The following is a 13,619-nucleotide window of genomic DNA, read 5'->3' on the forward strand; positions in this document are numbered from 1 at the left end:
AGAACGGCCCAAGCCGTTACGCCCCAACAGGATTTCTGAAGCTGTTCGTCCATTGAAGCCCTTTTGTCCGATTGTCGCGGCGAACGAATTGCCCCCGTGCCGCCTTCGGTCTGAACGCGGATTTAACGATTTGGCAATCTTTTCGCAAGCGCAAAAAATGTGCGACCTGCCGTGCGCGTCACGCATGCCGGACGGGTTTCCCGCCGCAAAAGGACACCCGCCCCCTCGTCGAAAACACCGATCCGCCAGCCGCTCAGTTTGTGCAATTTCGACAATTTCGAACAAAAAACTTCGAAAAATTGTCGCAAACAATATCGAAATTGCATCAAACATGCGCATGGCCGGGCCGGCGACGGAGGCCTGATCGACCAATGAGGAACGGGGATCCGGAGGGGACAAGGGGACCGATGCGCACACAAGTCTCGTCCTGGAACGCCCCGACACCCGGTTTGCGGTGAAATGCGGGGATTATTTTTTCCGCGAGGAGCGGATGCCCGGCACCTTCTTCACGTCCCCGTCGGCAACGAGTGCCAGATATTCGGGACTGCCGCCGCCGACCAGCGCCACCCGGCCTTCTCCATCGCTGTGAATGCCCCAGCCGTATGACTTGACCAGCGGAGAGGTCCGCAGGCACGCCCGCCCCTTCGAGAAATAGGCCTGCCTGTTTTCATCCGTATCGGAAAGGTCCGGGTTGCGCGCCACCTCGACGCGCCACAGGAGGTCGTCGCTCGACATCGCATGCGGCGCCCCTTGCAACAGCTCGAACTGGAGGGCGGCGATCGATCCGGCGCGCTCGGGGGGCGTCGGGCCATCGCGCTTGCAATCGTCGGAGACGAGAATGAGCGTCTGGAAATAATTGGTGGTGTGCATGACGTCCCGCTTCGGTTCGCAAGCCGGCAAGGCTCGGCCGGCCGGTCCGGATCAGAGCCAGCCGTATTTCTGCAATGCCCACAGGAGAACCGCAAGGGAGCCCGCAACAGCGATGGCGCCGCGTATGCCGAACCACAGGCGCAACTTCCAGATGGAGAGGGCGAAACCGAACATGATCGCACCGACAAGGATCGCCTTGCCGTTGCCGTGACCGGCCATGCGGATTGCGGCATAGGCGGCAAGCCCCATCGCGCTGGCGATCAGCGGCATGTTCCGCGCAAGCCAGACCAGATGCGCCCGCTCCCGTTCGTCCTCGTCCATGCCTCGCCTCCCGCGGAAAGGACGCGCCTTTCACCTCGCAGCGTGAGGAGTTTAGCATTTGTGCCGGCAACGGGCACAGGAGCGGCCGGCGTCCGCCTTCACGAGCGAAGGGCGCGACGGCCGGCCGACGGCTGGAGCGGCGCTCGACCGCTTACGCGATGGAGCGCGACGCCTCGCGCAGCTTGACCGTCGCCTGTTCGACCCGACCGGTCTCCTGCGACAGGTGCTGCATGTTCCGCGTGATCGTCTCGACGCCCGCATAGGCCTGGTGCATGTTGTCGGAAATATCGCGGGTGACGCTCGACTGTTCCTCGATGGCCGAGGCGACATTGGCGGAGATGCCGCTGATCTCCTCGATGATGCCCATGATCGAACGGATGGAAGCCTCGGCCATCGACGAGGAGTTCTGCACCGAGACGATCTGGGTGTTGATGTCCTCGGTCGCCTTCGATGTCTGCGCCGCGAGGCTCTTGACCTCGCCAGCCACGACCGCGAAACCCTTGCCCGCCTCGCCGGCGCGCGCTGCCTCGATCGTCGCGTTCAGCGCCAAGAGGTTGGTCTGCCCGGCAATGCTGTCGATCAGTTCCAGCACCTCGCCGATCTTCTGCGCGTCGGCGGCAAGCCCCGTCATCACGGATGTCGACTGCTGCGCCTCGACAACGGCCCGCTGGGCCACAGCCATGGCCTGGTTGACCTGCCGGGTGATCTCGTCGATCGACGCGGCAAGCTCCTCGGTGGCCGTCGCGACCGCCTGGACATTGGCCGATGCCTGAAGGGACGACGACGAGGCGTCGGTCGCCTGCATGTTGGCCTGCGCGATCGAGGTGGCGACGGAATCCAGGTCGGTATCGATCTGCTTCTGCACCTTCTCGCGGTGCTTGCGCATCTGCACCTGGACGGTGCGGTCGGTGGCGAACTTGATCACCTTCACCGGCCGGCCGTCCTCGTCGAGGATCGGATTGTAGGTGGCCTGGATCCAGACTTCCTTGCCGCCCTTGCCGTAACGAAGATACTCGTTCGCCTGGTACTTGCCGGTCTTCAGGCTGTCCCAGAACTGGCGATATTCGGCGCTCCCTGCATGCTCCGAACCAACGAACATGCGGTGATGCTTGCCCTGGATCTCGTCGAGCGTGTAGCCCATCGCATCGAGAAAATTCTGATTGGCATTGAGGATCGTGCCGTCCATGTCGAAGCTGATGATCGCCTGCGATCTTTGAATGGCCTCGATCTCGCCGGCCATTTCAAGGTTGAGACGCTTCTCGCCGGTGATGTCGGTGGCAAGCTTGACCACCATCACGGTACGGCCGGCCCGGTCGAAGACCGGATTGTAGGAGGCCTGCAGCCAGACGTCCCGCCCGCCCTTGCCGACACGGCGGAACTCGCGGGTCTGCGCCTCGCCCCGCGCAAGGTTCGCCCAGAACTTCTTGTATTCGTCGCTGTCGCGCTCGCTCTTCCTGACAAACATGCTGTGATGCTTGCCGCGTATCTCGTTCAGGCCGTATCCGACCGCCGCAAGGAAATTGCTGTTGGCGTCGAGGACCTTTCCGTCGGGCGTGAACTCGATCATCGCCTGGGACTGGCTGATCGCGTCAAGAAGGGCTTTTTTCTTGTCGTAGAACATAGGCACAGTGACCATTGCCGCATATCTCCGTTGCTTTGGCAGCACAATGCGGTGAAGCGTGTTGAAATGGCGTTAACGGGGCTTGCGAAAAATCAGGATATTCTTGGGTCTTGAAATATTCAGAAGCCTCGCGAAATTGAAGCCGTGAGATACATTTGATATGAAAGAAAAAAATACGCAACCAAAGTTAACACAAGAAACATTGGGCGTATTTGTACTAATGAACAAAAGCGGCCCGTAACGTAAGAAGATCACCTGCGGTACATGAAACCGTCTTCATCGAAGTGGAGTTTCGCGCCGGGCGAGTTGCGCCTCTCCCGGACGGTTGGTATCGCTGGTATATCGAACCTGATATCTGGCACCCGTTAGCGACGGTGCGGCGAGCAATACCAGACGCGGGCGATCCGCCGGAGAATACGTTTTGCTCGTTGTCTGGACATTCCCGGCCTTGCAAACTCGCTTGTTGCGGGGAATGCAAACGCCGGAACCAAACACCAGCCCAGCGGAACACATGGCGACCAACGGCACGGGAACGACTGCATGATTGACATGTCGGCGACGGATCTGGCCGCGCTTGCCTGGTTTATCGCGGCCTGGCTCGGTTTCAACATCCTGGTCGAGCTGTCGCCACTGAAACGGCGGACGCTCTCCTACCAGATGGACCTGCATCGTCACGGCTGGATGCGCACGATGAGCCACCGGCCGGTCAGGATCATGGATGTGGGGATCGCGGCCGGGCTGCAGCAGGGTACCGGCTTCTTCGCCTCCACCTCGCTGCTCGCCATCGGCGGCTGCTTCGCACTGCTGACCTCGACGGATTCGATCTTCAAGATCATGAGCGACCTTGGGCTGGAAGACGGCGACAGCGTCGCCAACTGGGAGCTCAAGGTCATCGGCCTGACGCTGATCTACGCCTATGCCTTCTTCAAGTTCGGCTGGGCCTACCGGTTGTTCAACTACGCCACCATCCTGATGGGGGCCATGCCGGAGGACGAGGCGGAAATCGCCACGCGCGAAGCGTTCGCCGACAAGGCGGCCGGCGTGATGGTGCTGGCGGGAAACCACTTCAACCGCGGCCAGCGGGCCTTCTTTTTCTCGATCGGCTATCTCGGCTGGTTCGTCGACCCGCGCCTGCTGGTCGCCACCACCTTCTTCGTGCTCGCCGTCCTGGCGCGGCGTCAGTTCGCCTCGCGCGCCAGGGCGCTGGCGGCGTCGCTGCACCAGCTGCCGTCCGCCCCGATCGAGCCGGCCGGCGGCATGAAGACCGAAACGGGATCGGTGAACCCCTTCACCCGGTAATGGCCGAGCGCCCCGGCATGGCAACCCATGAGATCGGCGATGGTCTCGGAGACGAGGATGTCCTGGCTCAGTTCCCGGGTCAGCCCGGCGATCCGCGAGGCAAGGTTGACCACCGGCCCGACCACCGTGAAATCGAGCCGCGTCTCCGCCCCGACATTGCCGAAAAAGACATCGCCAGCATGCAGGGCGATGCCGACGCGAAGCTCGGGCGAGGTCTCGCAGCAGGTGCGGTTGATCGCGGAGATGTTCTCACCCGCCTCGCGCGCCGCCAGCAGGGCCTGGCTCGCCGCGTTGCGGGCGCTTTCCTCGCAGCCATACGGAAACACCGCCATGACCTCGTCGCCGATGAACTTCAGAACCTCCCCGTCATGCGCCTCCACGGCCCGCGTCACCGCATCGAAATAGGCGTTGAGCAGGCCGACCAGCTTGTCGCCCGGCAGCGTGTTGGACAGTTCGGTGAAGCCGCGCAGGTCGAAGAAGCCGACCACGGCGGAGATCGTCTCGCCATCGCCGCGCTTGACCGTGCCGGCCAGAACCCGCGCGCCGGCCCGCCGCCCGACATACGTGTCGAGCAACGTGTGGCTCATTCTCTTGAGTGTCTGCAACTCGCACAGAAGCGCCAGCGGCCGGGCAATCGTCTCGAACAGCGACAGCTGCGCGCTGGAGAAGCCGCCCCCGACCCGGGTGGCGAAGGTCACGCCCTTGATCGAACCGTCGGAGAAGGGAAGCGGCAGCGCGACATAGTCGGTATAGCCGGCCTCGACCAGCTCCGGCACGATGCCGTAGTCGGGCAGCGGAGCGGGGCCGCGCAGACGGATCCGCACGCTGCGGCTCTCCGAAAAGACCACCTTGAACGGACTGCTCTGGTAAGCCTTGAGGCTTTCCGGGGTCTCCATGTAGCGGCGCAGCTCGGTGCCCGCATCGGTGGTCCAGGTGACGCCCTCGGTGCGCACATTGGGATGCAGGATGGAAATGCCGGTGGTGACCCGGTCGACCGGAACGCCGGCATCGTTGAGCCGGATCGCCAGCGTTTCCACCAGCATCGAGGCGTCCTCGATCCGCACCGCGTCGCCGTGAAGCCATTCCATGACTTCGGCGGCGATGAGACTTGCACTGATTGTCATGCGTCACGCCCCTGGATCGCCGGCGCCTCCCGCAAACCGAGCGGGATCCCCGACCTTGTTCGTATCGATGCCTGGGGCGGCCGATCCGCACCCTGGCGGAAGCGGATTGGTCGTCCCAGTTCGGCCGGCCGGCACCCGCGAGCGAACGCGCGGCAGACGATCGGAGAAGGCGGGGCACCCTGCCGGCCCCGCGTCATCCGCAAGATGGGTATTGAGGCGGGCCAAAAAAAGACCCGATCGCGACTTCCCTCCCTGCCGCCGTTGCGATCCCCGACGCCTCGCGTGGTCGCGCCGGGCGGGAGCACGCGAGGCATCCGGTCGGCCGGTGCCGGCGTCGCTACTGGATCTTGCGCTTGCGGGCCTTGGCCGCATAGGGATTATCGCCCTTGCGGTAGCTCAGCCGGATCGGCGTGCCGGGCATCTCGAACCGCTCTCGCAAGCCGTTGACGAGGTAGCGGGTGTAGCTTTCCGGCAGCACTTCGGGCCGCGAACAGAAGATGACGAAGTGCGGCGGACGCGCCTTCACCTGGGTCATGTAGCGCAGCTTCACCCGGCGTCCGGCAACAGCCGGCGGCGGATGATGGACCAGCACGCCGTCGAGCCAGCGGTTGAGCCGCGAGGTCGAGACACGGCGGTTCCACATGTCGTAGGACTGGAACGCCGCGTCCATCAGCTTGTCCAGCCCGCGCCCGTGCAGGCCCGACAGGGTGACGATGCGCACGCCCCGGATCTGGTTCAGATAGCGCTCGGAGGCATCGGAGATGCGCTGCATCGTCTCGGCATGGTCCTCGATCAGGTCCCACTTGTTGATGGCGATGACCAGCGCCCGGCCCTCGCGGGCGACGAGATCGATGATCTGCAGGTCCTGCTTCTCGAAGGGAATCGTCGCATCGAGCGTGACGATCACCACTTCGGCGAACTTGATCGCCCGCAGCGCGTCGGCGACGGAGAGCTTCTCCAGCTTCTCCTGCACCCGCGCCTTGCGGCGAATGCCGGCGGTGTCGAAGATCTTCACGTGCTTGTCGCGCCAGACCCAGTCGACGGAAATGGAATCGCGCGTGATGCCGGCCTCGGGGCCCGTCAGCAGTCGCTCCTCGCCCAGGAACCGGTTGATCAGCGTCGACTTGCCCGCATTGGGGCGGCCGACCACGGCAACGCGCAAGGGCCGCGTCGAACTGCCCGCGGCGGGGCCCGTGTCGACCGGCTCCTCGTCCTCGTCCTCGGTCACCACATCGACATCGGTCACGGCGATCTCGCCGGCCGCGACCGCGTCCTTCTCGCTCGCGGCCGCTTCGTCGGCGGCATCGGCCGCATCGACGATCGGCAACAGCACCCGGTAGAGATCGGCAAGCCCCTCGCCGTGCTCCGCCGACATGGCGATCGGGTCGCCGAAGCCGAGGCTGAAGGCCTCGTAGAGACCGCCCTCGCCCGAGCGTCCCTCGGCCTTGTTGGCGATCAGCACGACAGGCGTGCTCGTCCGCCGCAGCATGTTGGCGAAATGGCTGTCGCTGGGCGTCAGGCCGGCGCGCGCGTCGATGACGAAGAGGACCGCGTCGGCAGCGGCGATGGCCTCCTCGGTCTGGGCCCGCATGCGCCCTTCCAGGGTGCGTGCGTCCGCCTCCTCGAGACCGGCGGTATCGAGAATGGTGAAGCGCAGGTCGCCGAGCTTGGCATCGCCCGCCCGGCGGTCGCGGGTGACGCCCGGCGTGTCGTCGACCAGCGCCAGGCGCTTGCCGACAAGACGGTTGAAGAGGGTGGACTTGCCGACATTCGGCCGCCCGATGATTGCGATTTTGGCAGGCACGGTATCCAGATCCCGGCAAAGCGAAAGCCCGAACCGGGACATGATTGTCCCGGTTCGGGCATCCGGCAAGAACGAATGCATCCCGCGCCATGGCGACGCGGGATGCGGGAAGGCTACATGAGAACGGGCGCCAGCGCCCGTTCGTGTCAGTTGAACGCGACGACGTCGCCCTTGGAGGTGATGGTCACCATCCGTCCGCCGGCGATGATCGGCGTCACGTAAATGTCTTCGGAGGTCGACGAGGTGCCGACAACCCGGCCCGAGGCGGCGTCGATGCGGATCATCCGCCCGTCGCTCGATACCGCGACGAGAACGCCGTTCGCCAGCACCGGCCCGGCCCAGTTGATCCGCTTCTTCTTGCCCTCGACATTCGGCAGCACGGTGCGCCACAGCGCCTCGCCGTTGCGCCGGTCGATCGCCACCATGCGGTCCTCAATGTCGATGAGGAACACGGCGCCGCCCGAAACGACCGGCGTGTGCAGCGATCCGACATCCTGCTCCCAGACGCGCTCGCCCGTGCGCAGCTTCGAGGCCACCAGCCGGCCGGAGACGCCCGAGGCATAGACCATGTCGCCGGCAACGACCGGGCTTGCGGCCACATCGGCGAAGCCCGAGACGGCGCGCGTGCGGTAGGACCGCGTGACGCCCTCGATCCATTTCGGCTCGCCGCTCTTGAGATCGAGCGCCATCACCTCGCCCGAGGTGAAGGGCACGATCACGGTGCCCCCGGCAATCGCCGGATTGGCGAAGGCGAGCAGGCCGCTGTTCTCGGCAATGCCGCTATAGGTCCAGCGCTCCTCGCCGTCGCCCTGCGCGGCCGCGTGGACCTCGCCGGTCTGGGTGACGGCGACGACGACGTCGCCGGACGCGGCCGGAGCCTGACGGGCCGGGGCGCCGATATCCTTGTTCCAGATCACGGCGCCGGAACCGGCATCGAGCGCGACGAGCTGGCCGTAGCCGGTCGCCGCGAAGACGCGATTGCCCTCGGCCGCGACACCGCCGCCGGAGGCGACGTCCCGCTCGCCCTCGGGACGCAGCGAGCGCCGCCACAACCGGCCGCCATTGGTCGACAGCGCTGTCACGTCGCCGTTCTGGCTGTAGACGAAGATGCGGCCATTGGCCGAAACGGGCCGCGCCGCGGTGCGCACGGTGCCGGAGAAGACCCCGCCGGAGCCACCGCCCATCGACGCCCGCCAGGCCCGGCCGCCGGAGATCGTCGCCGCGACATTGCCCGAATTGTTGGCGCCGTCGCCCGCGCCCTGGCGCCATTCGACGGAACCGGCAGCTCCGACGCTGGCCGTGCCGGAGCCTTCGGTGGCAAGCGGGTCGGCGGTGTCGAACAGCGCCTCGCGCTCGCCCGGAAGGATCTTTTCCTTGGTGAAGGGATTGAGATCGGTAAAGGTCTCGCAGGCGCCAAGCGCCAGCGCCGAGACCATCACGAAGACCAGTTTCGAGGCGAGCCCAGAAGCCGGCCGTACGGATACGCGCGCCATCACGACTTCGCCTCCTCGTCCGGCTTGCCCTCAGCCGCATTGATCAGGTCAAGGACCGTGCGCGCCCGCGTCACCACGTCGCTCGGCGCGCCCTCCTGGCCGACGATGCCGTCGATCCAGCGGCGCGCGGCGGCCGCGTCCTCCTGCTTCCAGGCCGACAGGGCCAGTGCCTCTCGCGCCAGGAAGCGCCATGCGTTGTCGTCGCCCGAGAGCACCTGGAACCGCGACGTGGCGCCGGCGTAATCCTCAAGATCCATGGCCAGGTAGCCGGCCCTGAGCCTTGCGATGTCGCGCAGGAGCGGATCCTTGCGCCCGTCGTCGGCAATCGCGTCGAACGCGGCCATGGCCGCTGCCGGGTCGCCGGCCTCCGCCTTCAGGGCAGCCGCGCGCATGCCCGCCAGGGTCGGATATCCGCCCTGCGCGTCGGCAAGCTCGGCCAGCCGCGCCTCGGCCTCCGCGAATTTGCCGTCCTCGGCAAGACGGGTTGCGCTGACGAAAACGTCGCCGGATGCCTGGGCCTGCGTCTCGCGCCAGTAGAGCCAGCCGCGATAGGCGGCGGTGCCGACGACGATCAGGACCGCAAGCGCGATCAGATAAGGACCGAACCGATCCCACAGGCGCTTGAAGCGCTCATGCCTGATCTCCTCGTCGACCTCGCGAAAAATGTCCGACATACGCTACAATTTCCTGAAACTTGGCGTGGGCTGCACCCGGCCTCCCGGCCCGGCGCGGCGCCACCATATCCATTTGACCCTGCACTGGCAAACGGCCCGTTCGGGCATGGCCACCCTCCCCTTGCGCGTCTTCGTGGCGCAAGTGAGGCAGCCGGCCAGACGCTGGCCGCTCAGACGACAGAAACGCCGATCAGCCACTCATGCAGATAAAGGACGAAGGCGACGTAGAGGCCGAGACCGACCACCAGGGAAACCACGTCTCCGGCCATCGAGGGGGACGCCGACACCGCGCCCCCGGCATTGCCGCGCCGCTTCAGCGATATCCGGTCGAGAACGGCCCAGCCCAGGAAGGCGGCGAAGAGCAGCACCGAGGCCACATCGCCGTTGGCGAGCAGATGCGCCAGCGCCCAGATCTTCACCGACAGGATCATCGGATGCTTGGTTGCCGCCTTGATCCGCCCCGCCGGCGCATTGGAAGCGACCAGCAAAACGAACACCGGCACCATCAGCAGAAGGGTGACATGGCGCATCCACAGCGGCGGATCGTAGAGGATCGCCGGGCCTTGCGAGCGCGCAACGCCATAGCCGTAGATCAGCAGGACAAAGCCGGCGATCGACAGGACCGTGAACAGACCCTTGTAGCCGTTCTCGCCAAGGCGGGTGCGAAGGCGTGTCCGCACACTGGTCAGGATGGGCAGCATGTGGACGCCCAGAAAGGCGACCAGGCCGAGCACGAGCAAGGTCATGGCAAAGATTCTCCCTCAAAGTCACCGGGCGACTTGACTGGTTTCCCTGCCCCCGGTCAAGCCGGACGACACAGACCCGCCCACGTCTTGCAACGCGGGTCGCCACCCGCGAGACTGTCGTTGACGGGGCATGACGGCCGGATGACGGAGCAGCAGATGACGGATGATGCGACGGCCCGTGCGCAACTTCTGGCACGCAGGGCGGAACTCGAGGCCCTGTCGGAAACGGCGCGGGAGGCCCGCGACGTCGTGCAACTCGACCAGCAGTCCGTTGGCCGCCTGTCACGCATGGACGCCATGCAGGGCCAGGCGATGGCGCTGGCGAACGAACGACAGCGGACGGCGGAACTGGGCCGGATCGCCGCCGCGCTGCACCGCCTCGATACCGGCGCCTACGGGGACTGCCTGGAATGCGGGGACGCGATCGCCCCGCGCCGGCTCGCCGTCGACCCGGCCGCCGCACTGTGCATCGCCTGTGCCGGGCGCAACTGAGGCCTTTGCCGGGCGCAACTGAGGCTTGCGCCAAAAAAACCGGATTCCCGACCTACTGAAGCCCCAAGTGGCTTGGAGAATCACTTCCGTTAAGGGCATATTCCGCTGGCTGGGAGAGGCGGGGACGAGATGACGGATCGTGATCGGCGCAGCAGTCCGCGCCACCGCACGCTGAAAAGCGGCAAGATCGTGCCGGACAACCACACGACGGTCTATGACTGCCGGGTGCGAAACCTGTCCGAGGACGGTGCCCTTCTGAAGCTGCCCAGCACCGTCGGCATTCCCGACCGTTTCGAGCTGCGCATCGTCAACGAGGACATCCGCGAGATGGCCGTCGTGCGCTGGCGCACGGCGACCGAGCTCGGTGTCCAGTTCGAGCGCATGGAGCAGTCCGCCGCGGCGGACTGATGCTCCTGCCCCGCTCCGCCTGCACCCTTACGCCCCGACCGGCTTGCCGGCGGGAGCCGGTGCCGGCACCCTCAGCCGCGCGGCCCGCTGGGCCAGCCAGACGCTGGCCAGAACGATGGCGACGCCCGCCAGCTGCGCCGGCGACAGGGCCTGACCCAGCAGCACCCAGCCGAGCAGCACCGCCGTCGTCGGGCTGAGGAAGCCCAGCGAGGAGACCGCCGAGGGCTCCAGCCGCGAGATGCCGCGGAACCACAGCACATAGGTGAGCGCGCTCGAAAGGCCGAGATAGAGGAAGCCCGTCAGGTTGCGTGCATCCGGCACCGGCGGCACCGGCTCCATCAGAAACGCCATGGGCAGCAGCAGCAGCCCGCCGGCCGTGAGCTGCCAGGCGGCAAAGGTCAGCGGCGAGACCGGCGGCTGCCAGCGTCGGCTGAGCACCACGCCGAAGGCCATGGAGACGGCCCCGCCAAGAGCGGCGGCAATACCGACCGTGTCGAGCGCCGCGCCATGCCTCAGGACCAGCAGCGCGACGCCGCCAAGACCGGCGAGGGCCGCTGCAACGGCCAGCGGCCGGATCGCGGTGCCGAGCAGCACGGCCGCGACGAAGATGACGATCAGCGGCTGCACGGCGCCGACCGTGGCGGCAATGCCGCCGGGGAGCCGGTAGGCGGCAACGAACAGAAGCACCATGAAGATGGCGAAGTTCAGCAGGCCCAGCACCAGCGAACGCCAGACCCAGACGCCGCGCGGCAATTCCCGCACCAGCAAGAGCAGCAGCAGGCCGGCCGGCAGCACGCGCGCGGCGGAAACGAAGACGGGATGCCCGGGCGGCAGCAACTCGGTGGTGACGATATAGGTGCTGCCCCAGACAACCGGCGCAAGCGCGGTCAGAAGCAGGTCCGTAAGACGTGTCATGGCAAAGCCCCCTTGGGCAAGAACGGATGGAGCCTGTCGGGAGCCTTCCGGCAGGTGCTTTCCCGGGCGCCCCGGCGTCTCGACCGGAAGGGTCGAAACGCAAGGGTCACGCATTCGCTCAGGTGTGTATTCAGGCGTTGATCAGGCGTTGATCAGACATGCTCGATCAGTTCGGCGACCGGCACGCGCGGCTTCTGCGGCCAGTTGCCCTCGGCGGCCCGTCCGACGGTCATCAACATCACCGGCACCTCGCCGGCCCCCAGACCGAACTCGCGGGCAACGCGTTCGGCCTCAAAACCGGTCATCGCGCCGCTGGCGAGCCCCATCGACTGGGCGGCGAAGATCAGGAAGGAGGCGGCGAAGGTGGCCGAGCGGATCGCCTCGTCATGGCTGGCGCTTGCCTTGCCGTCGAAGGTGTCGGAGATGACCCCGACCCAGCTCTCGGCCATTTCACGCGGCATGAATCCGGCGGCAACCGAAGGTTCCAGCCGCCGCGCCAGCGCCTTGTGCGAGGGGAACTGGCCGACAATGATGAAGGTCACGGCCGCATCGAGAACCTTGCGCTGGCCGTAGGCGGCGTCGGTCAGCCGGGCCTTCGCCTCCGGGCTGGAAACGGCAATGAAGCGCCAGTTCTGCAGGTTGTAAGCGCTCGGCGCCAGGCTGGCGAGGCGCACCAGCTCCTCGATCTGCTCCCTGGAAAGCAGATGGTCGCGATCGTAGAGATTGGCGGAGATGCGGCTTTCGATGGCGGAGACGATTTCGCTCGGGAAGACATGTACCGTCATGGTTCCAATCCTTTCGGCTGGCCCGGCGCGGCGGCATTCGCAGCGCGGGCGGTGAAACGAAGGGCGGGATCGCTCCCGTTGGAGCAACAGATAATTCAATTATGATCCGGCAATAATCCGCATTACGATGGTCACACTCACAACTGATAGTGAATAATCATGGATCAACTGACTGCGCTTCGGGTTTTCCGCCAGGTGGTGGAGGGGGGTGCTTTTGCCGCCGCGGCGCGCAAGCTGCGCCTGTCGCCGGCCGCCGTCAGCAAGAATGTCGGCGAACTGGAGGCGCATCTCGGCGTCCGTCTGCTCAACCGCACGACGCGGCGGATGAGCCTGACCGAGGCCGGGACCCGCTACTACCAGCAGGTGAGCCGCATCCTCGACGACCTCGAGGATGCCGACGGCTCGATGCAGCCCCTCAGCCACAGCCCGAGCGGATTGCTGCGCGTCAGCGCGCCGATGAGCCTCTCGCTCGTCCGCTTCTCGGGCGCCGTTGTCCGCTTCATGCAGGCCTATCCGGACCTCTCCCTCGACCTGCAGCTCGACGACCGGCGCGTCGACATCGTCAAGGACGGCTTCGACCTTGCCATTCGCGGCAGCGACAGGCTGGAGGATTCGAGCCTCGTCGCCCGCCGGATCATGGCCCTGCGCCATGTCGTATGCGCCGCGCCCGCCTATTTCGCCGCGAAGGGACGTCCGCAAACGCCGATGGAGCTGGCAGGCCACGACTGCGTGCAGTTCTCGCTCTCCGGCCATGCCGGCGAATGGGAGTTCAGCCGCGACGGCGAGACGCAGAAGGTGCAGGTCACCGGCCGCTACAAGGTGACATCAAGCCTTGCCATCCGCGATGCCCTGCGCGCCGGCTTCGGGGTGAGCCTGATCCCCCGCCTCTATGTGCAGGACGACATCGCCGCCGGCCGGCTGGAAACAGCGCTGGACGACTGGGACCCGGTGGTGACGCAGGTCTATGCCGTCTATCCCTCGCGCCGCTACCTGCTGCCGAAGGTGCGTGCCTTCGTCGACTTCCTCGCCGAGGACCTGCGCGAGGAGATGTGAGCGGGGGAGGCGTT

At 66.0% G+C, this 13,619-nt stretch carries 13 protein-coding genes and 1 pseudogene; 4 read left to right on the forward strand and 10 right to left on the reverse strand.

Annotation, left to right across the window (positions count from 1 at the left end; all coding sequences use genetic code 11):
* Positions 1-468: 468 nt before the first annotated feature.
* The 3 genes from ACQY46_RS17740 to ACQY46_RS17750 form a co-directional block, all read right to left on the reverse strand.
* Entirely contained in the window at positions 469-870 is a 402-nt protein-coding gene (locus ACQY46_RS17740) for a DUF6157 family protein (RefSeq protein WP_428697326.1), read from the reverse strand.
* 51 nt (positions 871-921) lie between these two features.
* Positions 922-1,191, reverse strand: coding sequence for a hypothetical protein (locus ACQY46_RS17745; protein WP_428697327.1), 270 nt, complete (start codon positions 1,189-1,191; stop codon positions 922-924).
* A gap of 151 nt (positions 1,192-1,342) precedes the next feature.
* Positions 1,343-2,827: a methyl-accepting chemotaxis protein gene (locus ACQY46_RS17750; protein WP_428697328.1), complete on the reverse strand. Its 1,485-nt coding sequence runs from the start codon at positions 2,825-2,827 to the stop codon at positions 1,343-1,345.
* Positions 2,828-3,352: 525 nt separating this feature from the next.
* Between ACQY46_RS17750 and ACQY46_RS17755 the strand changes: the two genes are divergently transcribed.
* Positions 3,353-4,111: a DUF599 domain-containing protein gene (locus ACQY46_RS17755; RefSeq protein WP_428697329.1), complete on the forward strand. Its 759-nt coding sequence runs from the start codon at positions 3,353-3,355 to the stop codon at positions 4,109-4,111.
* Between the two features lie 44 nt (positions 4,112-4,155).
* Here the strand turns inward: ACQY46_RS17755 and ACQY46_RS17760 are convergent.
* From ACQY46_RS17760 to ACQY46_RS17780, 5 genes and pseudogenes are all read right to left on the reverse strand, one after another.
* Positions 4,156-5,235: pseudogene (locus ACQY46_RS17760) on the reverse strand (adenylate/guanylate cyclase domain-containing protein); the annotation flags it as partial.
* Between the two features lie 337 nt (positions 5,236-5,572).
* On the reverse strand, positions 5,573-7,039 hold the full coding sequence (der, locus tag ACQY46_RS17765) for a ribosome biogenesis GTPase Der (RefSeq protein WP_428697330.1): 1,467 nt from the start codon (positions 7,037-7,039) through the stop codon (positions 5,573-5,575).
* A gap of 146 nt (positions 7,040-7,185) precedes the next feature.
* Complete coding sequence (locus tag ACQY46_RS17770; RefSeq protein ID WP_428697331.1) at positions 7,186-8,532, reverse strand: PQQ-binding-like beta-propeller repeat protein; 1,347 nt, start codon at positions 8,530-8,532, stop codon at positions 7,186-7,188.
* The gene (locus tag ACQY46_RS17775; protein ID WP_428697332.1) at positions 8,532-9,206 is read right to left on the reverse strand and encodes a tetratricopeptide repeat protein; all 675 of its coding nucleotides are present in this window, start codon (positions 9,204-9,206) and stop codon (positions 8,532-8,534) included. The genes ACQY46_RS17770 and ACQY46_RS17775 overlap by 1 nt, the downstream gene beginning before the upstream one ends.
* 170 nt (positions 9,207-9,376) lie before the next feature.
* Complete coding sequence (locus tag ACQY46_RS17780; RefSeq protein WP_428697333.1) at positions 9,377-9,952, reverse strand: NnrU family protein; 576 nt, start codon at positions 9,950-9,952, stop codon at positions 9,377-9,379.
* Positions 9,953-10,108: 156 nt separating this feature from the next.
* Between ACQY46_RS17780 and ACQY46_RS17785 the strand changes: the two genes are divergently transcribed.
* Positions 10,109-10,444 carry a TraR/DksA family transcriptional regulator gene (locus ACQY46_RS17785; protein ID WP_428697334.1) on the forward strand — a complete coding sequence of 112 codons (336 nt, stop codon included), beginning with the start codon at positions 10,109-10,111 and terminating at the stop codon, positions 10,442-10,444.
* 129 nt (positions 10,445-10,573) lie between these two features.
* Positions 10,574-10,852: a PilZ domain-containing protein gene (locus tag ACQY46_RS17790; RefSeq protein WP_428697335.1), complete on the forward strand. Its 279-nt coding sequence runs from the start codon at positions 10,574-10,576 to the stop codon at positions 10,850-10,852.
* 27 nt (positions 10,853-10,879) lie between these two features.
* On the opposite strand, the gene ACQY46_RS17795 is transcribed toward ACQY46_RS17790, so the two are convergent.
* Positions 10,880-11,767 carry an EamA family transporter gene (locus ACQY46_RS17795; protein WP_428697336.1) on the reverse strand — a complete coding sequence of 296 codons (888 nt, stop codon included), beginning with the start codon at positions 11,765-11,767 and terminating at the stop codon, positions 10,880-10,882.
* 152 nt (positions 11,768-11,919) lie between these two features.
* Complete coding sequence (locus ACQY46_RS17800) at positions 11,920-12,552, reverse strand: nitroreductase family protein (protein WP_428697337.1); 633 nt, start codon at positions 12,550-12,552, stop codon at positions 11,920-11,922.
* Positions 12,553-12,711: 159 nt separating this feature from the next.
* Between ACQY46_RS17800 and ACQY46_RS17805 the strand changes: the two genes are divergently transcribed.
* A complete protein-coding gene (locus ACQY46_RS17805) occupies positions 12,712-13,605 on the forward strand; it encodes a LysR family transcriptional regulator (protein ID WP_428697338.1) in 894 nt (297 codons plus the stop codon).
* Positions 13,606-13,619: the final 14 nt, after the last annotated feature.

It is taken from the genome of Stappia sp. (genome assembly GCF_965276915.1).
Taxonomy (GTDB): domain Bacteria; phylum Pseudomonadota; class Alphaproteobacteria; order Rhizobiales; family Stappiaceae; genus Stappia.

Bases quoted from the DNA above. Each gene is read 5' to 3' on its own strand.
- ACQY46_RS17740 (WP_428697326.1), bottom strand. From the start codon at position 870: ATGCACACCACCAATTATTTCCAGACGCTCATTCTCGTCTCCGACGAT.
- ACQY46_RS17745 (WP_428697327.1), bottom strand. From the start codon at position 1,191: ATGGACGAGGACGAACGGGAGCGGGCGCATCTGGTCTGGCTTGCGCGG.
- ACQY46_RS17750 (WP_428697328.1), bottom strand. From the start codon at position 2,827: ATGGTCACTGTGCCTATGTTCTACGACAAGAAAAAAGCCCTTCTTGAC.
- ACQY46_RS17755 (WP_428697329.1), top strand. From the start codon at position 3,353: ATGATTGACATGTCGGCGACGGATCTGGCCGCGCTTGCCTGGTTTATC.
- ACQY46_RS17770 (WP_428697331.1), bottom strand. From the start codon at position 8,532: ATGGCGCGCGTATCCGTACGGCCGGCTTCTGGGCTCGCCTCGAAACTG.
- ACQY46_RS17775 (WP_428697332.1), bottom strand. From the start codon at position 9,206: ATGTCGGACATTTTTCGCGAGGTCGACGAGGAGATCAGGCATGAGCGC.
- ACQY46_RS17780 (WP_428697333.1), bottom strand. From the start codon at position 9,952: ATGACCTTGCTCGTGCTCGGCCTGGTCGCCTTTCTGGGCGTCCACATG.
- ACQY46_RS17785 (WP_428697334.1), top strand. From the start codon at position 10,109: ATGACGGATGATGCGACGGCCCGTGCGCAACTTCTGGCACGCAGGGCG.
- ACQY46_RS17790 (WP_428697335.1), top strand. From the start codon at position 10,574: ATGACGGATCGTGATCGGCGCAGCAGTCCGCGCCACCGCACGCTGAAA.
- ACQY46_RS17795 (WP_428697336.1), bottom strand. From the start codon at position 11,767: ATGACACGTCTTACGGACCTGCTTCTGACCGCGCTTGCGCCGGTTGTC.
- ACQY46_RS17800 (WP_428697337.1), bottom strand. From the start codon at position 12,552: ATGACGGTACATGTCTTCCCGAGCGAAATCGTCTCCGCCATCGAAAGC.
- ACQY46_RS17805 (WP_428697338.1), top strand. From the start codon at position 12,712: ATGGATCAACTGACTGCGCTTCGGGTTTTCCGCCAGGTGGTGGAGGGG.